Source organism: Aliirhizobium smilacinae (genome assembly GCF_006335145.1).
GTDB classification, from domain to species: domain Bacteria; phylum Pseudomonadota; class Alphaproteobacteria; order Rhizobiales; family Rhizobiaceae; genus Neorhizobium; species Neorhizobium smilacinae.
Window position 1 is genome coordinate 26,770 of record NZ_VDMN01000007.1, and the last position, 20,974, is coordinate 47,743.

At 59.1% G+C, this 20,974-nt stretch carries 23 protein-coding genes, 1 tRNA gene and 1 pseudogene; 11 read left to right on the forward strand and 14 right to left on the reverse strand.

Annotation, left to right across the window (positions count from 1 at the left end; translation table 11 throughout):
- Positions 1-30 precede the first annotated feature (30 nt).
- Complete coding sequence (gene cobS, locus FHP24_RS23450) at positions 31-1,023, reverse strand: cobaltochelatase subunit CobS (RefSeq protein ID WP_139678673.1); 993 nt, start codon at positions 1,021-1,023, stop codon at positions 31-33.
- Positions 1,024-1,084: 61 nt separating this feature from the next.
- Positions 1,085-1,714, reverse strand: coding sequence for a J domain-containing protein (locus tag FHP24_RS23455; protein ID WP_139678674.1), 630 nt, complete (start codon positions 1,712-1,714; stop codon positions 1,085-1,087).
- Positions 1,715-1,819: 105 nt separating this feature from the next.
- Between FHP24_RS23455 and FHP24_RS23460 the strand changes: the two genes are divergently transcribed.
- Both FHP24_RS23460 and FHP24_RS23465 read left to right on the forward strand, forming a co-directional pair.
- The gene (locus FHP24_RS23460) at positions 1,820-2,101 is read left to right on the forward strand and encodes a BolA family protein (RefSeq protein WP_139678675.1); all 282 of its coding nucleotides are present in this window, start codon (positions 1,820-1,822) and stop codon (positions 2,099-2,101) included.
- A gap of 117 nt (positions 2,102-2,218) precedes the next feature.
- On the forward strand, positions 2,219-2,422 hold the full coding sequence (locus tag FHP24_RS23465) for a hypothetical protein (RefSeq protein WP_139678676.1): 204 nt from the start codon (positions 2,219-2,221) through the stop codon (positions 2,420-2,422).
- A 42-nt stretch (positions 2,423-2,464) separates the two neighbouring features.
- Here FHP24_RS23465 and FHP24_RS23470 read toward each other — a convergent pair whose 3' ends face one another.
- The 4 genes and pseudogenes from FHP24_RS23470 to FHP24_RS23485 all read right to left on the reverse strand — a co-directional run bounded on the left by FHP24_RS23470 (position 2,465) and on the right by FHP24_RS23485 (position 5,476).
- Positions 2,465-2,824 (reverse strand): hypothetical protein, encoded by a 360-nt coding sequence (locus tag FHP24_RS23470; RefSeq protein WP_139678677.1) that lies wholly within the window; start codon positions 2,822-2,824, stop codon positions 2,465-2,467.
- Positions 2,825-2,874: 50 nt separating this feature from the next.
- A pseudogene (locus FHP24_RS23475) lies at positions 2,875-3,747 on the reverse strand (CBS domain-containing protein); the annotation flags it as partial.
- A gap of 11 nt (positions 3,748-3,758) precedes the next feature.
- On the reverse strand, positions 3,759-4,889 hold the full coding sequence (gene aroB, locus FHP24_RS23480) for a 3-dehydroquinate synthase (protein ID WP_139678679.1): 1,131 nt from the start codon (positions 4,887-4,889) through the stop codon (positions 3,759-3,761).
- Positions 4,886-5,476: a shikimate kinase gene (locus tag FHP24_RS23485; protein ID WP_139678680.1), complete on the reverse strand. Its 591-nt coding sequence runs from the start codon at positions 5,474-5,476 to the stop codon at positions 4,886-4,888. The genes aroB and FHP24_RS23485 overlap by 4 nt, the downstream gene beginning before the upstream one ends.
- Before the next feature lie 148 nt (positions 5,477-5,624).
- Between FHP24_RS23485 and FHP24_RS28835 the strand changes: the two genes are divergently transcribed.
- The 5 genes from FHP24_RS28835 to FHP24_RS23505 all read left to right on the forward strand — a co-directional run bounded on the left by FHP24_RS28835 (position 5,625) and on the right by FHP24_RS23505 (position 9,502).
- Entirely contained in the window at positions 5,625-5,780 is a 156-nt protein-coding gene (locus FHP24_RS28835; RefSeq protein WP_180356106.1) for a hypothetical protein, read from the forward strand.
- 14 nt (positions 5,781-5,794) lie between these two features.
- Positions 5,795-6,739 (forward strand): site-specific tyrosine recombinase XerD, encoded by a 945-nt coding sequence (xerD, locus tag FHP24_RS23490; RefSeq protein ID WP_139678681.1) that lies wholly within the window; start codon positions 5,795-5,797, stop codon positions 6,737-6,739.
- 63 nt (positions 6,740-6,802) lie between these two features.
- Entirely contained in the window at positions 6,803-7,756 is a 954-nt protein-coding gene (locus tag FHP24_RS23495; RefSeq protein WP_139678682.1) for an acetyl-CoA carboxylase carboxyltransferase subunit alpha, read from the forward strand.
- A 178-nt stretch (positions 7,757-7,934) separates the two neighbouring features.
- The gene (locus FHP24_RS23500) at positions 7,935-9,257 is read left to right on the forward strand and encodes a L,D-transpeptidase family protein (RefSeq protein WP_139678683.1); all 1,323 of its coding nucleotides are present in this window, start codon (positions 7,935-7,937) and stop codon (positions 9,255-9,257) included.
- Positions 9,233-9,502: a sulfurtransferase TusA family protein gene (locus FHP24_RS23505; protein WP_394344668.1), complete on the forward strand. Its 270-nt coding sequence runs from the start codon at positions 9,233-9,235 to the stop codon at positions 9,500-9,502. The genes FHP24_RS23500 and FHP24_RS23505 overlap by 25 nt, the downstream gene beginning before the upstream one ends.
- Here the strand turns inward: FHP24_RS23505 and FHP24_RS23510 are convergent.
- Together FHP24_RS23510 and FHP24_RS23515 are read right to left on the reverse strand one after the other, a co-directional pair.
- On the reverse strand, positions 9,492-10,667 hold the full coding sequence (locus tag FHP24_RS23510; protein ID WP_139678685.1) for a CobW family GTP-binding protein: 1,176 nt from the start codon (positions 10,665-10,667) through the stop codon (positions 9,492-9,494). The genes FHP24_RS23505 and FHP24_RS23510 overlap by 11 nt on opposite strands.
- 12 nt (positions 10,668-10,679) lie before the next feature.
- Positions 10,680-11,777, reverse strand: coding sequence for a D-alanyl-D-alanine carboxypeptidase family protein (locus tag FHP24_RS23515; RefSeq protein ID WP_394344665.1), 1,098 nt, complete (start codon positions 11,775-11,777; stop codon positions 10,680-10,682).
- Positions 11,778-11,930: 153 nt separating this feature from the next.
- On the opposite strand from FHP24_RS23515, the gene FHP24_RS23520 reads away from it, so the two are divergent.
- Both FHP24_RS23520 and FHP24_RS23525 read left to right on the forward strand, forming a co-directional pair.
- Entirely contained in the window at positions 11,931-13,094 is a 1,164-nt protein-coding gene (locus FHP24_RS23520) for a M20 aminoacylase family protein (protein ID WP_139678687.1), read from the forward strand.
- A 55-nt stretch (positions 13,095-13,149) separates the two neighbouring features.
- Positions 13,150-13,226 (forward strand) — tRNA-Arg (locus FHP24_RS23525).
- Between the two features lie 35 nt (positions 13,227-13,261).
- Here the strand turns inward: FHP24_RS23525 and FHP24_RS28840 are convergent.
- From FHP24_RS28840 to FHP24_RS23535, 3 genes are all read right to left on the reverse strand, one after another.
- The gene (locus FHP24_RS28840; protein ID WP_180356107.1) at positions 13,262-13,414 is read right to left on the reverse strand and encodes a hypothetical protein; all 153 of its coding nucleotides are present in this window, start codon (positions 13,412-13,414) and stop codon (positions 13,262-13,264) included.
- A 254-nt stretch (positions 13,415-13,668) separates the two neighbouring features.
- The gene (locus FHP24_RS23530; protein ID WP_139678688.1) at positions 13,669-15,591 is read right to left on the reverse strand and encodes a hybrid sensor histidine kinase/response regulator; all 1,923 of its coding nucleotides are present in this window, start codon (positions 15,589-15,591) and stop codon (positions 13,669-13,671) included.
- A gap of 18 nt (positions 15,592-15,609) precedes the next feature.
- The gene (locus tag FHP24_RS23535) at positions 15,610-16,353 is read right to left on the reverse strand and encodes a helix-turn-helix domain-containing protein (protein WP_139678689.1); all 744 of its coding nucleotides are present in this window, start codon (positions 16,351-16,353) and stop codon (positions 15,610-15,612) included.
- Between the two features lie 118 nt (positions 16,354-16,471).
- Between FHP24_RS23535 and FHP24_RS23540 the strand changes: the two genes are divergently transcribed.
- Positions 16,472-17,200 (forward strand): response regulator, encoded by a 729-nt coding sequence (locus FHP24_RS23540; RefSeq protein ID WP_139678690.1) that lies wholly within the window; start codon positions 16,472-16,474, stop codon positions 17,198-17,200.
- On the opposite strand, the gene FHP24_RS23545 is transcribed toward FHP24_RS23540, so the two are convergent.
- The 3 genes from FHP24_RS23545 to FHP24_RS23555 form a co-directional block, all read right to left on the reverse strand.
- Positions 17,173-17,637 (reverse strand): hypothetical protein, encoded by a 465-nt coding sequence (locus FHP24_RS23545; protein ID WP_139678691.1) that lies wholly within the window; start codon positions 17,635-17,637, stop codon positions 17,173-17,175. The two genes, FHP24_RS23540 and FHP24_RS23545, sit on opposite strands and share 28 nt — an antisense overlap.
- A gap of 131 nt (positions 17,638-17,768) precedes the next feature.
- Positions 17,769-18,317 (reverse strand): DUF2937 family protein, encoded by a 549-nt coding sequence (locus FHP24_RS23550; RefSeq protein ID WP_139678692.1) that lies wholly within the window; start codon positions 18,315-18,317, stop codon positions 17,769-17,771.
- Positions 18,318-18,397: 80 nt separating this feature from the next.
- The gene (locus FHP24_RS23555) at positions 18,398-19,627 is read right to left on the reverse strand and encodes an FAD-dependent oxidoreductase (protein ID WP_139678693.1); all 1,230 of its coding nucleotides are present in this window, start codon (positions 19,625-19,627) and stop codon (positions 18,398-18,400) included.
- Positions 19,628-19,754: 127 nt separating this feature from the next.
- Here FHP24_RS23555 and dxr point away from each other — a divergent pair, with 127 nt between their 5' ends.
- Positions 19,755-20,942, forward strand: coding sequence for a 1-deoxy-D-xylulose-5-phosphate reductoisomerase (gene dxr, locus FHP24_RS23560; protein ID WP_139678694.1), 1,188 nt, complete (start codon positions 19,755-19,757; stop codon positions 20,940-20,942).
- The last annotated feature ends 32 nt before the right edge of the window (positions 20,943-20,974 follow it).

Sequence of the window (20,974 nt, forward strand, 5' to 3'; positions counted from 1 at the left end):
AGTTATGCCCCTGTAAGCTCGAGTATAAACTCAAGCACCCAGAACGATGTTGGCAGCGCTTTCCTTCAGCTCGACGCCGAAGGACCGCTGATACTGTTCGGCCACAAGGGTCCGCTCCAGCTCATCGCATTTGTTCAGGAAGGTGATGCGGAACGCGAAGGCAACGTCACCGAAGATCTCGGCATTTTCAGCCCAGGTGATGACGGTACGCGGGCTCATCACGGTCGAAAGGTCGCCGTTGATGAAGGCCGAGCGGGTGAGATCGGCTACCCGTACCATCTTCGAAACCGTCTCGCGGCCTTCCGCAGTCGAGCCGAAGCTCTTCACCTTGGCGGCGACGATATCGACTTCCTTCTGGTGCGGCAGGTAGTTCAGCGTCGTCACGATCGACCAGCGGTCCATCTGTGCCTGGTTGATCTGCTGCGTGCCGTGATAAAGGCCGGTCGTATCGCCGAGGCCGACGGTGTTTGCCGTGGCAAAAATGCGGAAAGCCGGGTGAGGACGAATGACGCGGCTCTGGTCGAGCAATGTCAGGCGGCCCGAACTTTCCAGCACGCGCTGGATGACGAACATCACGTCAGGGCGGCCGGCATCGTATTCGTCGAAGACGAGCGCGACATTGTGCTGGTAGGCCCAGGGAAGAATGCCGTCCTTGAATTCGGTGATCTGCTTGCCGTCCTTCAGGACGATGGCGTCCTTGCCGACGAGATCGATACGGCTGACATGGCTGTCGAGGTTGATACGCACGCACGGCCAGTTGAGGCGTGCGGCGACCTGCTCGATATGGGTCGATTTGCCGGTACCGTGGAAGCCGGAGACCATTACGCGTCGGTTATGGGCAAAGCCTGCAAGAATGGCGAGCGTCGTGTCGCGATCGAAGAGGTAGTCGGGGTCCAGGTCCGGCACATAAGGGTCGCCATTGCTGTAGGCCGGAACCCTCAGATCCGTATCGATGCCGAAAACATCCCGGACGGAAACCGTCGTATCGGGGAGATTTGTAATATCCAAGTCAATCTTGCTCATCATAACTCCAGGGCACGGGCAACCGCCCGTCCGTCATCATCGCTGCCTTGATTTTCGAGGCTTAGCAGAAACCCGCCTGCTTCAACAACTGGTATGCTTGCACGACGGCACGAAAACGTTCCTCCGATCCTCGGTCGCCGCCATTGGCGTCCGGATGGTGCTTCTTCACCAGCTCCTTGTAACGGCTCTTGATTTCACTCGACGTCGCGTTCGCAGCGAGTTCCATCGTGTTGAAGGCCTTGGCCTCCAGTGTCTTCAGCTTGCGTCCCTGCGTTTCGAAACGGCCACCGCCGCCGGCACGCGCCTGGGAAACGAACCCGAACGGGTCCTTGAAGCGCTGCTGCGTATAGGCCGAACCTGATCGCGCCGATGAATGCAGCGGCCCGTCCTTGGCGTCTTTATTGACGCCGACTTTCCAGGTAGGGCGATGACCGGTGATCGCCTCTTTCTGGTAGCGGGCGATCTCACCATCCGACAGGCCGGAGAAATAATTGTAGCCCTTGTTGTATTCCTTCACGTGCTCGAAGCAGAAGATGAAGAACTGACCTTCGGCATTGCGCCCCACTGGCGCCTTGTGCACGCCCGGCTTGTCGCACCCGTCCCACTGGCAGGTCGGAGCCTGCGGCGGGGCATCTTGCTGCCTTTTCCGGCGCGTCCGGATACGGTCGAAATATTTGGAGTCGAGTTTCATGCGGCACTCATTATGGGCTCCACGAGAGAGCGGAACAAGAATTGACAAACCGGTTTGTTGCTGGTTTCTGAGTTCCCCTCCTGCGCCGACCACCGGAGCTTAAAAATGTCCGTCAGAACCCGTATCGAAACCACGCTTCGTGACAATCTCGCGCCCGAAAGGCTCGATGTGATCAACGAAAGCCATCAGCATGCCGGTCACCAGCCGGGCATGGACGGTGACGGCGAGACCCATATGCGGGTGCGTATCGTCGCAGCAGCCTTTGCGGGGATGAGCCGGATAGACCGGCACCGGACGGTGAATGCGCTGCTCAAGCCCGAACTTGACGCCGGTCTTCACGCGCTCGCGGTGGAAGCCGCAGCACCGGGAGAACCGACACGTTGGTGATGGGCAATAGATAGGGATTGAGGGTACTGAGACCAAGACTTAAGTCCTCGCTTAAACCGCACGAACCTTAATTTTCTCCCACTTTCATGCTGCCGGCTTAAGGTGCATAATGCAGCTATGACAAAGCTATTGGACCGAGCCATCGAGCGTGTCCGCGCCCTTCCCGCCGATCAGCAGGATGAGTTGGCGCATGTGCTTTTGCGCCTGACCGATGCGGAGCCTGTTGCCTTATCTGCCGGGGAGCGGGCAGCTATTGCCAACTCGAAATCCGCAGCAGCACGGGGTAAATTCGCGACGGATGAAGAAATTCGTTCTGTATGAGTGGTTTTATGGCTACGATCGAAACTCGGCGTCGTCTCGACGCTAATAAGCCAGCATGATCCACCCGATTTGCCGACGTGGCCTCAGCAACAACAAGTCTCCGACGTCACTAGCCTCGAAGACATCGAAACCGATCTTGTCTTTCGATTTACCAAAATTGATGGACGAGCGGCTATTTGAGAAATCACAATCAACTTTGCCACAACGGATCGTCAACTCGTCAAGACGAAGCCGATTGAAAAAGGCCGTCAGAGAAAGACGCTGCCCCTGTGCCTCAATTTCACACGGAACAGAAACTACGCATCTCGCTTCAGCGAAAACAGGTTCATCACCTTCGAGACTGATGGCGTATCTGATTTTAAAATCACCTGCATAAGACGCGCCCCCGCCAGCAGTGACCAAGCAAACTCCCGAAAACAATGAGGCAAATAGGGAGCGTAACTTAATAAGCATCACTCCGCAGCCGGCACAGCATCTTCCGCCGGCCTGATCCTCAGCCGCGTGATCCGGTTCTTCTCCCGCTTCATCACGATGAAGCGCTTACCGTAAAACGTAAAAGCCTGCCGTTCTTCGGGGATGAGCTTGGATGAGTTGATGACGAGACCGGCGATCGTGGTGGCTTCGCCATCCGGCAGATCCCAGCCGAGCGCCCGGTTGAGGTCGCGGATCGGTACGGATCCATCGACGACGATCGAACCGTTGGCCTCCTGCCGCACGCCCTGGATCTCGATGTCGTGCTCGTCGGCAATGTCGCCGACGATTTCCTCCATGATGTCTTCCAGCGTGACGATGCCCTGCACCTCACCATATTCATCGACGACGACGGCAAAATGCACCTTTCGCTTCAGGAAGGCTGCAAGCTGGTCCTTCAGGCTCGTGCTGTCGGGCACGAACCAGGGCTTTTGCATGATCTTGAGGATATCGACATCGGCGGGCGTCGTATCCGGCCCCAGCAACGCGCGCAGCAGATCCTTGGCATGCACCACGCCGATGATGTTTTCCGTCGAATTGCGCCACACCGGCATGCGCGTATAGGGGCTTTCCAGCACGGTGCGCACGATCACATCCGCCGGATCGTCCGCGTTGACGGCCACCATCGTCATCCGGTGGCGCATCACGTCGGAGACTTCGAGCTCGTTGAGATCGAACAGATCGCTCAGCCGGTCACGATCCTCGGCGCCGAAATTGCCGTCCTTGTGCATAGTGTCAAGCGCCGCATGCAACGCGTCATGGCCGCAGAGTTCGAGCGTTCTTCGATTGAGCGACACTCTCGTCGCACGCATCATCCCGCGGATGGCCGCGTTGACACAGCGCGAAAAAAGGCCGCTTTCGGACGTCATCGGGGCAGCTTTTCCGTAAGAAAGCTCAGGACTTCCGAAGACGGCACATCGTCGGCGACAAAAGACTGTCCGATCCCATGGGTGAGGATGAAGGTGAGCTTACCGCCCTTCACCTTCTTGTCCTGCATGATCGCGTCGAGCAGCACATCGGCACCCGGCAGGTCACCCGGAATATCGTTCATCTTCGTCGGCAGGCCGACTGCCTTCAGATGGCTTTCGACGCGCTTCGCATCGTCCGGGCTTGCCAGATTGAGGCGGGCGGAAAATTCATGCGCCAGCACCATGCCGATCGCGACACCTTCGCCATGAACCAGCCGCTTGCTGTCATATTGGGTGGCGGCTTCCAGCGCATGGCCGAAAGTATGGCCGAGGTTCAGCAGTGCACGACGGCCGGTCTCCCGCTCGTCCTCGACGACGACGTCGGCCTTGGACTGGCAGCTGACGGCAATCGCCTCGATCCGCTCAGGCCCACCCTCGAAAATCTTCTGCCAGTTTTTTTCCAGCCATTCGAAAAAGACCGGATTGTCGATCAGCCCGTATTTGGCGACTTCCGCATAACCAGCACGGAATTCCCTGGCGGACAGCGTATCGAGGATGGATGTGTCAGCCAGCACCAAATCCGGCTGATGAAAGACGCCGAGCAGGTTCTTGCCATGGCGGGAATTGACGCCGGTCTTGCCGCCGACGGAGCTGTCCACCTGCGACAGAAGCGAGGTCGGGATCTGCACGAAGCGCACGCCGCGGCGCACGATACCGGCCGCAAAGCCGGCAAGATCGCCGATCACACCGCCGCCAAGCGCGATCACTGCGTCATTGCGCTCGATACGCGCCGCCAGAACCATGTCGCAGACGGTCGCCAGATGGTCGAAACTTTTCGTCTTCTCGCCCGCCGGAAGCGTCAGCGAGACAGCCTCGATGCCGTCGGTCTGCAATCCATCCATCAGCGCTTCGAGATAAAGCGGAGCGACATTTTCGTCGGTGATGATCGCAGCCTTTCGCCCCTTCAGCCGAGAAGTGATTTCGCCGCCGGCCCTTGCAAGCAGGCCGGGACCGATCAAAATATCGTAAGCCCGGTCCCCGAGCGGCACATGCACCAGGCGTTCGGGGGAGCGGGACTGCACCGTCATTCTGTATCACCTTCTTGAGCAAGACCGGCAATGGCCTGTAGAACCTCGTTGGCCATCAGCTCCTTGCGGATGTTCACGGACATCACCGTCAGATCGGCCTCGGCATAGATCGGGTAACGCTGGATCATCAGGTTTTCCAGCGTCTGTCTTGGATTTTCGGTCTTCAACAACGGGCGATGGTCGCGCCGGTTGACCCGATCCCACAACGTATCGAGATCGGCATTCAGCCAGATTGATAGGCCACCCTGCTTGATCTGGGCCCGCGTTGCCTCGTTGATGAAGGCGCCGCCGCCCGTGGACACCACGCGTGGACCATGCTTGAGCAGCCGTTCGACCACCCGCGTCTCCAGAGCCCGGAACTCCGTCTCACCATATTGTGAAAACAGTTCCGCAATCGTCATTCTGGAAACAGATTCGATTTCCGCGTCGGTATCGATGAAGGGAATTCCGAGTGTCTGCGCCACTAGCCGGCCAATAACCGATTTGCCCGCGCCCATCAGCCCGACAAAGATCAGGTTGCGGTTGCCGAGCGCTGCGCGAGCCTGGTCCCGTATCGTCTGTCGCTCGACTGTTATTTCTTCACTCATGATGCTGTCCGTTCGCCAAAACGGTATCACCAAATGTTCATCCAGCGTCAAGCCGGGCAGTGCCCGACATCGCATTGAACATGTGGTTCTTGTCGATCTGTAAACCATTAGGGCTATAGTGCGCCGGAACGATACGGAGCCTTTTTAAATGCCCACACTCTTCCGCTTCCTGTTCATCCTGGCGCTGATTGCCGGCGTGATCTATGGCGGCATGGTTGCGCTCGTGGTGCTGGTCGAGCCGAAGGAACGCGAGATCACCATCAGGGTCCCTTCCGAACGGCTCAATCCGCCGGCACAGCAATAATCGGGGCTTTCGCCATGAGGGATCTTTCCGCCGCCCATATCGAAGCATTTCTGGAAATGCTCAGCGCCGAACGGGGCGCGGCGGAAAACACGCTCTCATCCTATAAGCGCGATCTCGACGATCTCTACGACTTTCTGATTTCCCAAAAAACCACGCCGCTTTCGGCGCAAAGCGGCAACCTCTCGGCCTATCTCGCCCATTTGAGCAAACGCGGTTTCGCTTCATCCTCCCAGGCTCGCAGGCTTTCCGCCATGCGCCAGTTCTACAAGTTCCTCTATGCCGAAAGCCTGCGCACCGACGACCCGACCACCGTACTCGATGCACCCAAAAAGCAACGCCCCCTGCCGAAAAACCTGAGCGAGGAAAGCGTCACGAAGCTCCTCGAACGCGCGGCATTGGAAGCGGCCGAGCCGGACAAGGACCATCTGTCCCGCCTGCGCATGCTTGTTCTTCTGGAACTTCTCTATGCCACCGGCATGCGTGTCAGCGAACTTGTGTCGCTGCCGCTGAAAGTGCTGGAACAGGACGGCCGGTTTCTGATGATCCGCGGCAAGGGCAACAAGGAACGCCTCGTACCCCTGTCGCGATCCTCGATCGCCGCACTCAAGGCCTATGGAGAAGCGAAAAAAGCCGAGGAAGCCGATGGGGAACAAAGCCCATGGCTGTTCCCTTCCCATGGCTGCGCCGGTTATCTGCCCCGCCAGGTCTTCGCCCGTGACCTCAAGGGATTGGCGGCGAGAGCCGGTATAAAAGCCGCGTCCATATCGCCGCATGTCATGCGTCACGCCTTTGCCAGTCATCTTTTGGCGCATGGTGCAGATCTGCGCGTAGTACAGGAACTGCTTGGACATTCAGACATTTCGACCACTCAGATATATACGCACGTGCTGGAAGAAAGGCTTCGTCAACTGGTGGAAACACATCACCCTCTTGCAAAAGAAGCCAAAAACCGGGATTAGAAGCCCCAAATGAAAAATGGGACCTCCATGTTCCCATGGGAAAACAACGGGAAACCGGATCTGATGCAGACTTATCTCGATTTCGAAAAGCCAATCTCGGACCTCGAGGGCAAGATCCACGAGCTGAAGAAGCTCGCGACGGAAGACGAGAGCATTGATACGTCCGACGAGATCACTCGGCTCGAAGTGCGCGTCAAGGAAGCCACTCGTGATATCTATTCCAAGCTCGGAGCCTGGGAAAAGACGCAGGTCGCCCGCCATCCGCAGCGCCCGCATTTCATCGATTACTCAGCTCACCTCTTCACCGAGTTCACGCCGCTCGCCGGTGACCGCAATTTCGGCGAAGACGCCGCCATCCAGGCCGGCCTTGCCCGCTTCAACGGCATTCCGGTAGCCCTGATCGGCCAGGAAAAAGGTAGCGACACAAAGACACGCCTGAAGCACAATTTCGGCAGCCCGCGTCCTGAAGGTTACCGCAAAGCGATCCGCGTCATGGAAATGGCCGACCGTTTCGGCCTGCCGGTCATCACCCTCGTGGATACGGCAGGCGCCTATCCGGGCGTCGGCGCTGAAGAACGCGGCCAGGCGGAAGCCATCGCCCGTTCAACGGAAATGTGCCTTGGCCTCAAGGTACCGATGATATCTCTCGTGATCGGCGAAGGCGGCTCGGGCGGCGCGATTGCGATCGCCACCGGTAACCGGGTCTACATGCTCGAGCATTCGATCTATTCGGTTATTTCGCCGGAAGGTGCAGCCTCGATCCTGTGGCGTGATTCGACCCGCGCCCGCGAAGCCGCGACCAACATGAAGATCACGGCGCAGGACCTGAAGGGTCTCGGCATCATCGACGAGATCATTCCCGAACCCAATGGCGGCGCCCATCGCGAGCCGGTTACGGTCATGAACGCTGCCGGCAAGGTGATTTCGTCTGCTCTGGCAGACCTTTCGAAGCTTTCGGGCGACGAAGTACGCACCGCACGCCGCCAGAAATTCCTGGAAATCGGCCGGAACCTCTAATTGTCGCCTTCTTCATCGAAGGTTGCCAATTTCGGCCACATTGATCATAACAGTGGTGCGCTGAGGGTTTTGCTGGACAGGCGATTTTGAGCGGTTAAGAAAATGTAAAGCTTACCGTATTATTATCGCACGCCTCTGCCCCCGGTTTGATGCCGAACTAGATATGTGGTCCGTTCCGATGCGTCTGAAGCACATCGCCCTCGCTCTTCTGGTTGCAACAGCTCTCACAGGCTGCAACGACACCCTTGATTCCGCGACCAGCGTCGATATTTCCAAGGTCAAGAACAAGGTCGAGCAGCCTCTGCCGGCAAAAATCATCGCCGACATGCAGGCGAAGAACATGCCGCGCAATTCGCCGATCATGATCCGCATCCTCAAGGAAGAGGGCAAGCTGGAGATCTGGAAGGCGAAGGCGGACAACCGCTTCGAAGTGATCAAGAGCTACGACATCTGCGCCTGGTCCGGCAAGCTCGGCCCCAAGGTGAAGGAAGGTGACCGCCAGGCTCCCGAAGGCTTCTACAGCCTGACGCCGGCACACCTGAACCCCAATTCGCAATATTATCTGGCAATCAATACCGGCTTCCCGAACCGCTATGACGCGGCGAACGGGCGCAACGGCACGAACCTGATGATCCACGGCGCCTGCTCGTCGTCTGGCTGTTATTCGATGACCGACGCGCAGATCCTCGAAATCTATGCCTTTGCCCGTGACGCCTTCAAGGGCGGCCAGACGTCGGTGCAGCTTCAGGCCCTGCCGTTCCGCATGACGGCCGAGAACATGGCCCGCCATCGTGAAAGCGAGCATTCCGACTTCTGGAAGATGATCAAGGTCGGCTACGACAATTTCGAAGTCACCAAGCGTCCGCCCGAAGTGGCCGTCTGCGGCAAGAAATACGCCTTCAACCAGGAATCCAAGGGTCCGCTCAGCGCAGCCGCCGCCTGCCCGGAAATGTCGACGCCGCCGGCCTTGGTTTCTGCTCTTTCTTCCTACAACAAGACCTATGACCTCGCCTTCGAAAAGGCTGTCGACAAGCTGGGCAGCAAGGTCTGGTATGAGCCGAGCGAAGCCGAACGCAAGGCTGTCGTCGCCGAAAAGCGCAAGGGCCGCGAACTGGCCTATGCGCCGACCGGCACATCGCTTGAAGCCGGCAAACTGATGAGCCAGTCCGAATTCCAGGCGATGATGGAAAAGCGGATGGCCGGTGGACAGGTGAAACCTGCCACGACGCAGCTCGCCTCGCTTGCCGCAGCCCCGCAGCCGGCTACCGCCGCCGAACGGATGAAGCAGGGCCGCCTGCCCGCGTCCACCGGCGCAATTCCCGCTACAACGGGCGCAACCGTAGTCAGCACGGCTACGCCGACCATCCAGACGGCCGAAGGCAAAACGACTGCCGTCCCGGTTCCCGAACAGAACCCGATGAACCCGCTCGCTTATGCTGCCCCGGCCGCGCCCGTCAGCGAAGCCAAGAAGCCGTTCTGGAAGTTCTGGGACAAGCAGTGACGTCTTCAGCCGACGTGCTTTGCGACCTGAGGGGACTGAAATGCCCTCTGCCGGTTCTGAAGACCCGTCGCCGCCTGAAAACTCTCCATGATGGTGATCGTCTCATTGTAGAGACCACCGACCCACTGGCCGGGATAGACATCCCGCATTTCTGCCGCCAGGAAGGCCACGAACTCGTCGAAAGCGAGAAGACGGCGGATGGCCACCGCTTCGTCATCCGAAAAGGTATGTCGGCTACGGCCTGAAGCCGGGCACGGCCAGCGGATTGTCTTCCAGAGCCGCCCGGTCGGGACGGTCGAGACGCGGTTCGCCGGTGAACGCGGCAAAAAGATCGGCGACGAATTCTTCGGACAGGCCCTTGGTGATGACCACCATGTGGGTTTTCCGGTCGGAGCCTTCCGGCCAGCGCGGCAGACGCTGCGGCGCGTGGAAGATCGTCTGCACACCATGCAGCACGAGCGGCCGCTCGGGATTATCCGACAGTTTCACGATCGCCTTCATCCGCAGAAGTTTTTCGCCATGCGCCGATCTCAAAAGATCGATGAACATGTCGATCGCCATCGGATCGATCGGCCGCTCATGAACGAGCGAGAACGAGCGGATATCGTCGCCATGGCGTGTCACGTCATGATGATGGTGATGTCCGTGGTCATGGCCGTGCCGATGGTCGTGGTCGTGTCCATGCTGGTGATGGTCGTCACCGGCATGAGGATGGTGTTCATGGCTCTCTGCCGCGATCTCGTCGCGCAACCAGCGATCAACGTCGGCAATCTTGCTCGACGGATCGTATAACCCGTTTTCTAGGATCGACATGCTGCCGACCGACGTATCGTCGCCATCCGTGATCGGCGCACGCGGATTGAGCGCAATCAATCTTGCGCGCAGGGCGGATAGCTGCGCAGGCTCCGCCAACGTCTGTTTCGACAGGATAAGCCGGTCGGCAACCGCCACCTGCTTCACCGCTTCCTGATGCGCGTCGAGCGTCGCAAGACCATTGACCGCGTCCACGACCGTCACCACACCCTCAAGCTCGAAATTCTGAGCGATCACCGGATTACCCATCACCGACTGCATGACGGGCGCCGGGTCGGCAAGACCCGTGGTTTCGATGACCACGCGGGTGATCGGTTTGGCGCGGCCGGTCTGGATCGCATCCATCATCGAAGCGAGCGTATCGACCAGTTCACCACGCACCGTGCAGCACAGGCAGCCATTCGACAGCTCGATCATCGAATCACCCGAGGCCTCGACCAGCAGGTTGTCGATACCCACTTCGCCGAACTCGTTGATGATGACGGCGATATCCTTGGCCGCCGGATCACGCAGCATCCTGTTGAGCAGCGTCGATTTTCCGGCACCGAGAAAGCCGGTGATGATGGAGACCGGGATCCGGTCCTGACCGTAGGCCATATGCTGTTCCAATCAGAAGGTCGGGCGTGGTACCGGGATCGGGATATTGGCGTAGCTCTTCTCGCCAATCTTCGTTTCGACCGGTTCGGTTCCCGGAATAAGTCCCGCAAGCACATAGGCCGGCGGGTGCGTCATTTCGTGAAGATAAGGGGAATGCATGATCGTCCGGCCGGCATCGTCACGCGTTTCGCTGCGAACCTTTGCCGCCTTCGGATTGCAGATATCCTGGCTGAGATCATTGACCTCGGCGGTATCGCCATAAGGCGCCAGCGATGCCAGCGGCGTACCCTGGCTCCCCGCCGTGGTCAGCCCCTGCTGCAGAAGGTTGGCGGAATCGTCCGCCCGGCCCGCAAGGCTATCCGCACCAAGCACGACCGAAATCACCGTCCGGCCATTGCGGGTGGCGGAAGAAACCTGATTGAATCCGGCTGCACAGATAAAACCCGTCTTCATCCCGTCGGCACCGTCGAAACGGCCGATCAGCGTGTTGAAGTTCGGATACTGTTTCTTGCCGGTATCGATGCCTTCTATGGTGAAGTAGGTGGAATATTGCGGGAATTCCCGCTTGATCTGCATGGCAAGGATCGCAAGGTCGCGGGCCGTCGTATATTGCCCCTTGCCCGGCAGGCCGTGCGGATTGATGAAATGCGTAGACGACATGCCGAGCCGCTGCGCTTCGGCATTCATCATCGCTACGAACTGGTCAGCAGAACCGCCGACCGTCTCGGCCACGGCAACGGCCATGTCATTGGCCGATTTCACCAGCATGATCTTCAGCGCATTGTCCATCGTCAGCTGCGAGCCGGGACGGAAATACATCTTGCTGGCAGGCTGATCCGTGGCGTTCTTGCTCATCACCACAGTGCTTTCCAGCGACATGCGGCCGCTTTTCAGCGCCCTGAACGTAACATAGGCGGTCATCAGCTTGGTCAGCGACGCCGGGTACCATTTGCGGAAGGCGTCCTGATGCGCGATCACGCGGCCCGTATTGGCATCGATGATCATGCGCGGGTTGGCGACCGCGGCGGTGGCGGAGGCAAGAACTCCAAACGCCGTCACGAGACAGGCAAGCCGGCTGGCGGTGCGGTGGCGAATAGTTAGGTGCGGCAAGATCGTCCTCGTCCGAATGTTAACGAGTGGGGCCATTAGATGGCCTATATGTCGAAGCAATGGCAAAGAAGATTGATTACGTCAATCGGGGCAGGCAGTATGGCCACGGGTGGAGTGTCATAACCGCGTGAAGTCAGGTCGATAGGAAAGATAATGCCGATATTGAACCGTGCCGCCGAGCTCCAGGGCGAAGTGACCGGCTGGCGACGATTTATCCACCAGCATCCCGAAATTCTTTATGACGTTCACAACACTGCGGCCTTCGTGGCGGAAAAGCTGCAGGAGTTCGGCGTCGATGAGGTCGTCACCGGCATCGGCAAAACCGGCGTCGTCGGCATCATCCGCGGCAAGGGACAGGGTAGCCGCACGATCGGCATGCGCGCCGACATGGACGCACTTCCGCTGACGGAAATGACCGGCAAGGATTATGCCTCGATGGTTCCGGGCAAGATGCATGCCTGCGGCCACGACGGCCATACCTCGATGCTTCTGGGCGCCGCGAAATATCTCTCCGAGACCCGCAATTTCAACGGCAACGTCGCCGTGATCTTTCAGCCGGCCGAAGAGGGTGGCGCCGGCGCGCTGGCCATGGTCGAAGATGGCATGATGGAGCGCTTCGGCATCGAGGAAGTCTACGGCATGCACAATATGCCGGGCATTCCGCTCGGCCAGTTCGCCATCCGCAAGGGCGGCATCATGGCGGCCCCCGATCGCTTCACAGTCACGATCACCGGTCGCGGCGGCCATGCGGCCCAGCCGCACAAGACGATCGATCCAATCTTCATCGGCGCGCAGCTCATCGGCAGCCTGCAAGCGATTGCCGCCCGCAACGCGGACCCGGTCCAGTCGGTGGTGATCTCGGTAACACGTTTCGACGCCGGCACGACCCATAACATCATTCCGGATACGGCAACGATCATGGGTACTGTCCGCACGCTGAGCGAGGAAACCCGCGATCTCGCGCAAAACCGGATACGCCAGATCGTCGACGGGCTGGCCAGCGCTCATGGTGCACAGGCGTCGATCGATTATTACCGCCAGTGCCCGGTCACCTTCAACCACGATCTGGAAACCGAACACGCGATCGCCGTGGCAACCGATGTGGTGGGGGCAAGCAATGTCGATCCCAATGTCGACCCGACCATGGCCGGCGAAGACTTTGCCTTCATGCTGAAGCGCCGCCCCGGCGCCTTCATCTTCATCGGCAACGGCGACACCGCCCCGCTTCACAACCCGAACTATGATTTCGACGACGAAGCACTCGCTTACGGCATCTCCTATTGGGTGCGGCTGGCGGAAAAACGGCTATCGGAATGATCGCTGGAAAAGGGCTTGGCTAATCCGGACGGCTTTTGTATGGATGGGCGCAAGTGGTCCCATAGCTCAGTCGGATAGAGCGCAGGATTCCTAATCCTGAGGCCGTTGGTTCGAATCCAACTGGGATCACCACTCCTGTCCATCAAACGCCGCGAACACGCGCTGCCTTATGGCAGCTCGGGCTGCGGCGTCGGATGCCGGATCGAACTGGTGAATGTCCGGTCGACCGACTGAAGACGGTCCCAGGACACGGATACGCCGAAAAGCAGTATCGCAATAATCGGGATGACGAGAAGCACAACACCGCCACTGATGCGCATGACCAACTCCAAAACTACATAGTCATGGGCGTGACCTTGTGCGGAGCAGCTTAATGCTTCGTTAATTTGTGCCAGTTTTGCACAGAAGCGGAGCCGATCCACAGCAGCTTTCGAAACAAAGGCAGTCAGGCACAAAATGGCCGGGAAATGGCCTCAATCGCGACAGCTGGCGTCTCTTGTGCCGGGAGGTAATCCGAACGGCCGCACAAAAGCGTCCGGCACCTGTATGCCGAACTCCGCGAAGATAATCGTCGTCAGTCCAGCAGCTCGCGAATACGGACTGCAAGCTCCCGCGCGGTGTAAGGTTTTTTCAGCCAGCTGCCTGAAAGGGCGAGTTCCCGGCCGGCAATCGCCGGCTCTGCATATCCCGAGGTAAACAGGACGGGGATATGCGGTTTCTCCGAGCGAACCCGGTTCGCCAGTTCATCGCCCGTCATGCCGCCCGGCATCACCACGTCGGTAAACAGAAGGGCAATGTTGCTATGGCGCTCGAGCTGCGACAGCGCCTGGGCGCCGTTCTCGGCCTCGATCACTTCGTAACCGAAACTCGTCAGGCGGGACACGGTCACGCGACGCACCCGCGGATCATCCTCGACAACGAGAATTTTCTCCGGACCGCCGGGCAACGGGCTCTGTGCCTGACCTGCCGTGAGCTGGAGATTTCCACGTTCGATCTTCTTTTTGGCGGCCGGCAGGAACATCCGCACGGACGTCCCCTGACCCGGCTCGCTGTAGAGCTGGATATTGCCGCCCGATTGTTTGGCGAAACCATAGACCATGCTGAGGCCGAGCCCGGTGCCGGCGCTGACACCCTTGGTGGTGAAAAACGGCTCGAACGCCTTTTCCTTGACCTCCGGCGTCATGCCCGTCCCGGTATCGGTGACGGCGACCAGCACGAAGTCTCCGGTCCGCATGTTCGAATACATCTGCGCGTAATCGACATCGAGCTTGATGCGCGAAATCTCGACGGTCAGCTTGCCGCCGCGCGGCATCGCATCGCGCGCATTGATGACGAGGTTGAGGATTGCATTCTGCAGCTGTGACGCATCGACAAGCGCCTCGTTCGGGGCGCCTGCGATGATCGTCTTGAATTCGATCGCCTCGCCGAGCGTGCGCCGCATCAGGTCGGAGAAACTCGAGACCAGCTGCCCGACATCCACCAGCTTGTTGTTGAGTGGCTGCCGCCGCCCGAAGGCAAGCAACTGGCCGGTCAGCTTGGCGCCGTCATCTGCAGCCGCCTGCGCTTCCTGCAGCAGGACCCGCAGATTGGGGTCCTCGAGCTTGTATTCCATCATCTCGAGATTGCCGCTGATAACGGTCAGAAGATTGTTGAAGTCATGCGCCAGACCACCGGTCAGCTGTCCGATCGCTTCCATCTTCTGCGACTGGCGAAGCTCTTCCTCGATCTTCTGGCGGCTGGTCAGGTCGCGAATGAAACCGGTAAAGATACGCCTGCCGCCGGTTCTCGCTTCGCCCACCGCAAGTTCCATCGGGAATGTCGTGCCGTCCTTGCGAAGCCCGGTCACCACACGACCGTAACCGATGATCCGGCGCTCCCCTGTTTCCATGTAATTGGAGATGTAACCGTCATGAGCGTCCCGATCGGGGTTGGGCATCAGCATCCTGACATTCCGGCCGCACACTTCCGAAGCGCTGTAACCGAAAAGCCGCTCCGCTGCGGCACTGAACGATGTAACCATGCCGGCATCGTCGATGACGATCGTGGATTCCGGCACCGTATCGAGGATCGAGCGGAGATGTGCTTCCCTTTCCGCCAGATCGTTCTGTACCCTTTTCATCGCGGTCACATCGTTGTTGGTCTGAATTGTGATGGGCGCTCCATCGACCGACAGGGAAACCGCGACCCAGCGCGTTGCAACGAAAACCGGGCGGCCGTCGCGCGTGCGATGCTCCACCTCTCCCTGCCAGGAATGTTCCAACGCCAGCTGCTGGCGAATTTCGTCGAGCGGCTTGGGAAACCGCGTCTGCAGCAATTGGTGTACGGATTGGCCGACCGCCTCCTCACGCGGCCAGCCATAAAGCGCCTCACAACCGGAACTCCACCGGGTGACGATACCGTCGTTCCCGTGGACGATGACATTGGCATCGTCCAGTAGATGAAGGACCGCATCCAGTTCAGCCCGGGTTGTGAGAGTGTTTCTTATTTTATGTGGCATTAAATATCCTGGCTGCGGCTAGTGGTGGCGCCGATCTTCGGCCGATCCCATCGAGTCCCCCCAGCCGTATTCATCCTCGTCTCCGGCCAATTGTGCAAGCAACATCGGCTTCATGATCTTCACCGAATGCCGGCCGACGCAGCCGAGAACACCCTTGGTGCTCAGTTTCGTGATCGTGCGCGAAACGGTCTCGATGGTCAGGCCGAGATAGTCTGCCATATCCTGGCGTGTCATCGGCAATTGCACCATCGACTGCACGTCGCTTTTGGCCGCCGCCCTGCGCAGGTGCTTCAGCAGAAATGTGCAGAGGCGTTCCTCAGCGCTCTTGCACGAAAGCAGCACCATCTGGTCCTGGGCAGCGGCCATCTCATCACAAACCCGCTCGAATACCTGCGGGCGCAGTTCTTCCGAATCCTGCACGGCTGTTTCGAAACTCTTCCTCGTCAGCCGGCGAACCTTGGTCCCGACAATCGCTTCGGCGCTGTAGAGGTAATTGCTCTTCAGCGATACGCCGATAAGATCGCCGTCGAAGACGAAACCAGTAATGACCCGGCGACCGTCCGAGATGATCCGGAAGATGCGCAGCGCGCCCTCCACGACCTCGAAGACGTGTTTTGCTTCGTCACCTTCAAAGAAGATCGACTGGCCGGGATGAATAAACTCGACCGGCTGGCGCGAGAACAGGCCATTGAGCGTTTCCGGCTCTGCTTCGTGAAGAAGAGTTGCTGCTGTGCGTTCGCGATTATAGCTGGTGAGAAACATGGTCTAAACCCCGTCGTTTGATAGGGGTAGTTGACGTGATGGCAGTAACACGCGAATGCTACGGACGTAAAAGACGGTTCGAATTGGTAACAGTTTGTAACAGCCCGGCTAGTTTTTAATGTCCATTGACCCTGCCCATGCGGCACACATCCTTGTCGTCGACGACGATCCCCGTATTCGCCAGATGCTTTCCCGCTATTTCGAGGGTGAAGGCTATCGGGTGACGACGGTAGCCGATGGCGTCGAGATGAACGTTGCGATGCGTCAAAACAGTGTCGATGCCGTGCTGCTCGACCTCTCATTGCCGGGTGGGCGCGACGGTCTCGACCTGGCACGCGATATCCGCACGACATCGGACGTGCCGATCATGATGCTGACGGGCCGCGACGACGTCGTCGACCGCATCGTCGGCATAGAGATCGGCGCCGACGATTACATTGCAAAACCCTTCCATCTGAGAGAAGTCCACGCGCGCCTCAAGTCCATATTGCGACGTCGCCAGCCGGCCGCACCTCGGATCGTGCAGGAAGAGGACCAGATCATCCGCTTCGAGGGCTGGTCCCTGAACGTTTCGCGACGTCAGCTGCTCGATCCGGCTGGAGCCGACATCGAATTGACGACCGGCGAATTCGATATGCTGGCGGCATTCCTCAACCATGCCGGGCGCGTGCTGACACGCGACTTCCTCATGGACCTGACGCGCGGCCGGCATCTGGAAGCGTTTGACCGCACAATCGACGCACAAATCGTCAGGCTAAGGCGCAAGATCGAGGCAGACGCCAAACATCCCCAGTTCATCAAGGCAATCCGCGGCGTCGGCTACATCTTCACCGGCCGGATCGGGTGATCCAGCGGAGCCTCGCTTTCAACCCCATAGATCAGCCCATGATCCCATGGCCCATGCTCGATAAAGCCTGTAAGCACCGACCAATCCGGGGGCACGGCGGTCCATATGTGGATCGTCCGGCATTTTTCCCGGATTGCAAAACTCCTGACCGCTGAAAAAAGCAGCCCCAGCACCTCTCTATTATCGACAAGGCTCACGGAAGCGAAGAGCGGGACTTCAACCTGACGTCGCAAGTCACCTTCACCTCTGACTGCAACGTGAGAGATACCCCGGATATAGCCTTCGGTATCCTTGACGACAAACCAGCACCGGCACAGCAATGTGGTCGCCGTCAGTGCCATCCACTGTTCCAGGTCAACCCCCGGCATGATCCGCTCGATCAGCGCATAGGCACGCAGCACGTCTCGGGCATTGAGTGTGCCGATCCTGTAGCCCATTCGCTCCGTCCGCACATCTTGCGTATCTGTTGTTGATCTGATGACAATTGGTCCATATTGCCGCACCCTGTGGATGTTGCCTTGATGCTAATCAACCTTAGGGTGGATTACCTTAAGCAGTGCGACGCGGCTTACTGCAACACCCTGCCGCTCCTGCGCGGCGACGATCTCGCCCAGGACCTGCGCCGCAGCCTTCCCGCCATGCCGATCGAAGCGCCAATAATTACCGCGACGATAGCGCCGGCCAGCACGCCAGCTCCGGCCCATACCGCACCCGCGACAGTGAGCGGCAATGCCGGCACGAATTCCCTCCAGGCATTGGTGATTATCCTGCGATCTGGCCGTTGCATGACGATGAGAGGCCGCAATATCGGCGAGGCGGCGGACAAATCCGCAAGCTGGTCCGAAAGCGACTGATAGCGCGCGAAGCTGCGCCGCATCGCATCACCCTGGCGCCGCAGAAAGTCTTCCTGCGAGGTGGCATAGACATTCAGTGCGGCCTGCCGGTCGAGACCAGAATGATTGGCCTGTTCGTCGAAATTCTGGATGATGATGGTCAGTTCGTCGATGGCTCCGCCGAGGCGCTGACGATATTGCTGCGCGAATTCAGGCACCTGTGAAAACAGTGCACCGCTGGATACGACAATCAGAAATACCAGTACGCGACGGACAAGAGACACGACCAACCCTCGGCTTCATCATCCCGATCAACGGATCCGGATCGCAAAGGTTGCGGCATTGGATCACGACGACGCACACTCTAATGCTTGGAAAGCGGCTCGTTGATCCGCTCCATCCTGAACCCGAGACCAATCAACCGGCCGGAAAGATGCGCAAGAATAGGCCAGCGGGCGATCCCGCGGATGAAGCCGGGTGGGCCTTTGCGCTTGCTTTCGTCCGCCTGATCAGTCCGACGGCCGCTTCGCATCATCAACTGCAGTTTCTGCGTGGCACGTGTGGGGAAACTGCGGCGTTTCTCGACCGCCGCAAGATCCGCATCGGAAAGCGTCTCTTCGCGAAGGGGAAGGGAGAGGATATTCGCCGCCGCGACGGCATCCTGAATGGCGAGATTTACGCCAACTCCGCCGATCGGCGACATGGCATGCGCCGCATCGCCGATGCAGATCAGCCCCGGCCGCCACCATTGCTTCAAACGATCGATCCGCACGGTCAGAAGGCTCGTATCGTCAAAGGACGCAATTTCATCCATGCGCTCAGGCGGCAGCGGCGAAACATCCGCCACCATCTTTCGAAAGGCCTCGATACCCTGATTGCGGATTTCGGCAAACGTCGTCCGGCGGATGACGTAACCGCATTGCCAATAGTCGCCGCGATCGATCAGTACGAGGCCCTGCCTCGGGCCGGCATGCCCCATCACCTCGTTCGGGTCGCTCGACTGCTTCGATAGCTTCATCCAGACGACCTCGCTCGGCACACCAAAACTTTCGACGATTAACCCGGCTTTGTCGCGAACGATGGAATTGCGGCCGTCGGCGCCGACGACGAGATCGGCCTCGATCACGATTTCACCGTCGGGCGTGCGGGCGACAAGGCCCGAAATCCTGCCGCTTTCTTCAAGAAGGCGAGTGACCTCGCTTTGCAGGATAAGCCGGAAATTGGGGAAGGATTGCGCTGATCTCGCCAGGAAATTCAGAAAATCCCATTGCGGCATGAAGGCGATGAAACGGTTTTTCACCGGCAGGCGGGAAAAATCTGCGATCGTGATCGTCCGCCCTCCCATTTCGGCCGAGAGCTTTTCCGCCCGCGTATGCGGCAGCGCCAGAAAGTCGTCGATCAGGCCAAGCTGATCCATCACCTCAAGCGTCGACGGGTGGATGGTGTCGCCGCGAAAATCCCGCAGGAAATCCGCATGTTTTTCAATGACGCTGACATCCACACCGGCTCGCGCCAGAAGGAAGCCCAGCATCAACCCGGCAGGACCGGCACCGGCGATGATACACGTCGTCTTGATCTTCACGATTTCGCTCATCGCTTCATTTCGCTCTGATACGCCGCCGGATCAAGCCATATCCGATCACATCTGCCACGTCCTGAGTGCTCTTGTGGCAGCCATCGTTCACTTGTAGACCAACCGCAACTGTGAATATGGAAACGGCATGGCAGATATGGATAGAAGCCGCATCAGCATTCTCGGGTCGACCGGCTCGATCGGTGTCAACACGCTGGATGTGGTCGCCCAGCTGGGCGGACGGGACGCCTTCGATATTGTCGCGATCACCGGCAACAGCAATGTTGCGCTGCTGGCCGAGCAGGCCAGGGCATTCGGTGCACGCCTCGCCGTTACCGCCGACGAAAAGCAATACGCAGCGTTGAAGGATGCACTTTCCGGCACCGGCATCGAGGTTGCAGCCGGGCGGGCGGCGCTGGTCGAAGCCGGTCAGCGTCCTTCCGATTGGGTTATGGCGGCGATCGTCGGCACCGCAGGTCTTGCGCCGACAGTCGCGGCGGCAGAGCGGGGTGCCGACATCGCGCTTGCCAACAAGGAATGCCTCGTTTCGGCAGGCGAACTCTTCGTCAATGCCGTCTCGGATGGCGGCGGCAAGCTCATTCCGGTCGACAGCGAGCATAGCGCCATCTTCCAGTCGCTGGAGGATGACCAGCGTCATGCGGTCGAGCGCATCGTCCTGACCGCATCCGGCGGACCGTTCCGCACCTTCAGCCGCGAGCAGATGGCGGGCGTCACCGCCGATGTCGCTCGCGCCCATCCGAACTGGTCGATGGGGCTGAAAATCTCGATCGGCAGCGCCTCGATGTTCAACAAGGCGCTCGAGATGATCGAGGCAAAACACCTCTTCGGTGTCCGGCCGGACCAGATCGAGGTGATCGTCCATCCGCAGTCGGTCATTCACTCCATGGTCGGTTACACCGACGGCTCGGTGCTCGCCCAGCTCGGTTGCCCCGATATGCGCACAGCCATCGGTTATGCGCTGACCTATCCGGATCGGCCGAAGCTCGATGTCGAGCGACTGGACTTTGCCAAGCTGGCACGACTGGATTTCGAAGCCCCCGATGAGGTGCGTTTTCCTGCACTGAGGCTTGCCCACACAGCAATGGACCGTGGCGGAGTGCAGGGCGCGGTGATGAACGCCGCGGAGGAAATAGCCTTCCATGCTTTCTGCGACAAGCGCATCGGCTTCCTGCAGATGGCGGATATCGCCGAACAGGTGATGGATGAGATGGTCGGTTACGGCACGGCAATCACGATGGACGACGTCTTTGCCGCCGACACGGAAGCCCGCCGCCGTGCTGCGGAAGCAATAGCTCAAAAGGAAATGGCCGCATAAGCGGCCATTTTTCTCTCATTTTCTATTCTATG